Below are 3,572 nucleotides of genomic sequence, written 5' to 3'. Positions count from 1 at the left end.
GATTGCTGTCAGAGACGACATTTTCAGGACTGGTAACGGCAGTCGTTTCAGGCTTGACTTCATCAGCTCCGACCTGTCCTAGTCCAATTAGTGAAGCCCCGATAGCCAAACTTGAGGCAGCGATTGTGATCCAATGTTTCTTAACTTTATGAAGTTTGAAACGAACTTTGTTTTCCATAATTTTCCCCCTTGTATGGTGACTTGGTAAATTCATGCTGTAACATTTAAAAGAACATGAACACCAAAAATTAATTTACAATTATATTTTAATCTTATTTTCTAATAACTTCAATAGAAAACTCATACATACTCATAGTTTAAATTAATAGTGCAATAGAGACGTTTGAGAGAAGTAGATGTTTGCACAAAAAAATCCAGAACCTGAGCCCTGGATTTAGGAGATTATGAAAAAGAAAAGTTTTAGGATGGTTGTAGTATACAAAGCTATTCCTAAAGTTTTCTTAAAGTGGAAAAAATTTTTTTCTTTCCCCATTAATTCACTTTCTCAGTTGCCACACCATTTTCATCAATGACATAAGTTTTGCCATCTTTTTCAAGGGTTGCATTGGTTGTGATTGGAGAACCGTAAAGATGTTTCCCTAATGAAGTTGATTTTTCGAAGTGATAGAGCTTACCGTCAATTTCCTTCCAAGTTGGTTGGTAGTCAGAAATTACTCTTGGCTCAAGATAGCATAGGTAGCCTTTATCAGTGCGGTAGAATCCTGTTCGAACGATTCCATTTTCGTCTGAAGCATATGCGTAATTAGTGTCATTACGCAATAATTCCGCGTAAGAACCGAAAAGATAGGTCTTACCGTCTATAGATGCTGTTCTATTATAGTAGTAGTGCTTTTCGCTTGGATCTAGGTAATAGGTCTTACCGTCAATTTCTCTCCACCCGGATAATAGTTTTCCTTCTGAATCTGCAAGATATAAACTATTATATGATTTAGCGGAACCATTAACAAGAAGTTGACCATCTTGATTGAAGTAATAGTAATTGTCATCAATTGAAAGTACCTTATCTTTAGCTTGTAGACCGTCTTCTTTAAAGTAAACACGGTGACCGTTTATTGTGTACCAGCCGAAAACTTGTGCTCCATCATTGCCAAAGTAGTGAATATATGAACTAAAGGAATGGAATGCATTACGAAGGAGTTCGCCACTGTTCTTATCGAAATAGTAGTATTTTCCATCTATAAGGATACGCTCACCTTTGATTTGTTTCCCAGTGCCATCAAAGTAGAGTTGAATACCATCAATAGTCTGCCATCCAGTAGCTACTTGTCCTTTATCTTTGAGGTAGGTCCAGTCACCATCTTTATCTTGAACAAAGGTATTTCGAAGTGACGATGTCACACGTCCTTGGTCATCAATTTCGTAGGTCATTCCATTGAGAGTTAGACTACTATTGGTCCACATAACCCCACTATCCTTGTCAAAGTAGTAAGTATCACCATCAATGTCTACTAGGCTACCTTTGACTTGCTTACCATTTTTATCAAAGTAGAGTTGAACACCATCAATGGTTTGACGACCAGTTAGGAGCTTGCCATCAGTATCGTAGTAGTACCAGTTCCAATTGTCATCACGAACAAATTGGTTTTTGGCCGTAAACTCAGTTGCAACTCCCTCATTATCAATCGTATAGGTCTTGTCATCGACTTTCAAAGTATCGTTAGTGAGGATAATAGTGGTGTACATATCAGCATGGTGTTCAGGAAGATACCATTTTGTTAGACGATAGCGCTTGCCATCGATTTCTTTCCATGTAGGTTTATCAACACTTTTTACCTCAGGTTGGAAGTAGTGCAGTTGACCATCTAAGCTTCGTTGGACACCCTCTAGGAGGACACCGTTTTCATCAGTTCCATAGATTCCAGTGAAATTAATTCCACCCAAAATTTCGTTTTTAGAAAAGAAGGCTCCAAAATAGTTTTTTTCTATTTTACTATCTTTGACTAGATAAAGTTTCCCGTCATAACGTACAACACCATCGACGACTTGACCATCTGAAGCAAAGATATATTCTGTTCCATCGATAATTTGTTTACCAGTTAGGACTTCTCCATCTGCATTAGTTCGATAGGTATATTTTAATCTCACTTTAGCCCCTGGCTTATCAACAACGCCATAAGCATCTTTGACTAATTGTCCTTTTTCAAATAGATAGTTTTTACCATTGATTGAATAGATGCCATTAGAAGCATAGATACCGGTATCGGTGAAGTACAAGTGTTTTCCATCAATATCTTGCCAACCAGTCACAGCAGCGCCATCATTTCCGAGATAGTATGAACGGTAGTCCTTTGATGCAGGACTAATTCCACCAACATTGACTGAGGCCCATTGATTTTTAACCATACGTCCATTGGTTTTATCAAAGTAATAGGTTTTACCATCAATCTGAACGATTTTATCTTTTGCTTGACGACCGTCTTTATCGAAGTAAAGTTGGTAACCATCAATGGTTTGAAGTCCTTTAACAGCGTGGCCCTTTTCATCACCATAATAAAAATTAACATTTTCAGGGAAGGTGAAATCTACCTTATCCCAAATAAAGGATTTTCGAGCTAGACGTCCTCTCTCTCCAAAGACATAGGTTGTGCCCCCTACATTAACAGCAACATTCTTAAGCAGTTCGCCATTTTCATCAAAATAGTGAATGAAACCAGCTGCTGTTTTAACGAGACCTGTGGCACGTATGCCATCTCGGTTGAAGTAACTAGTATGGTATATGTAGTTTGTTTTATACCGTGAGATAATCTGTTTTTCAGACCAATTGCGGTAAGAATTTTTGAGAAGGGCACCGGTGTTTTGATCTAAGTAATAGGTTTTTCCATCAACTGTGATTTCTTGACCTTTGAGTTGTTTCCCATCTTTGTCAAAATAGAGTTCAACACCGTCCACATATTGGAAACCAGTCAATTTTTCACCTTGTTCAGTGATATAAGACCATTCCCCCTCATCATTGGCTTCAAAATGTCCACCAGTAATGTTTGTAGGCAGTTTAGTTCTCTCTGTCACAACCCCATTCTCATCTATTTGATAATGTTTTCCATCTTTATCGAGGTAGCAATTGACTAGGAGCATACCAGTATGGTCATCTAAATAATAGTTCTTTCCATTTACCTCAACAAATTGGCCTTTGACCTGTTTTCCATCTTCTTGGAAATAGTATTCGCGATCTTCTACATTATTCCATCCAGTGAGATTTTTTCCGTCCTTGGTATAGTACCAATTGCCTTGATCGTCGGATGTGAATTTACCTCGAGTGATAGAGATTTCTTGTCCTGATAATGGATGCTCACTGACCTCAGTAATCTCTGACTTATTTTCATTTGTATTTTGTTTGTCGGTGGCAGGTTCAGCACCCCTATCGGTTGTAGCTGTCTCACTAGATTGAGCGGTTTCAACCTTTTTATCGGCCTCGTTACTAGGCTGTGTAGCAGTTGTTTCTGTTGGCTGAGTAGCGACATTAGTAGGTGTAGTGTCAGTAGATACTGCTGCACTAGAAGTATTCTCGACAACTGTACTCGTTGGAGCTACTTCGGTTCTTGTAATGAGGCTAG

General features: G+C 38.4%; 2 protein-coding genes. Both read right to left on the bottom strand.

What is annotated here, in order from left to right:
- A partial coding sequence (locus HMPREF2877_RS10670) for a KxYKxGKxW signal peptide domain-containing protein (RefSeq protein ID WP_256262930.1) occupies positions 1-178 on the bottom strand: 178 nt, incomplete at its 3' end.
- A 314-nt stretch (positions 179-492) separates the two neighbouring features.
- The coding region (locus tag HMPREF2877_RS05950) for a choline-binding protein (RefSeq protein ID WP_070579132.1) at positions 493-3,572 on the bottom strand (3,080 nt) is incomplete at its 5' end.

The organism is Streptococcus sp. HMSC072D03 (genome assembly GCF_001812855.1).
Taxonomy (GTDB): Bacteria; Bacillota; Bacilli; order Lactobacillales; family Streptococcaceae; genus Streptococcus; species Streptococcus salivarius_D.
Note: the sequence above shows the minus strand (reverse complement) of the source record. Positions and strands in the feature narration are given on the sequence as shown.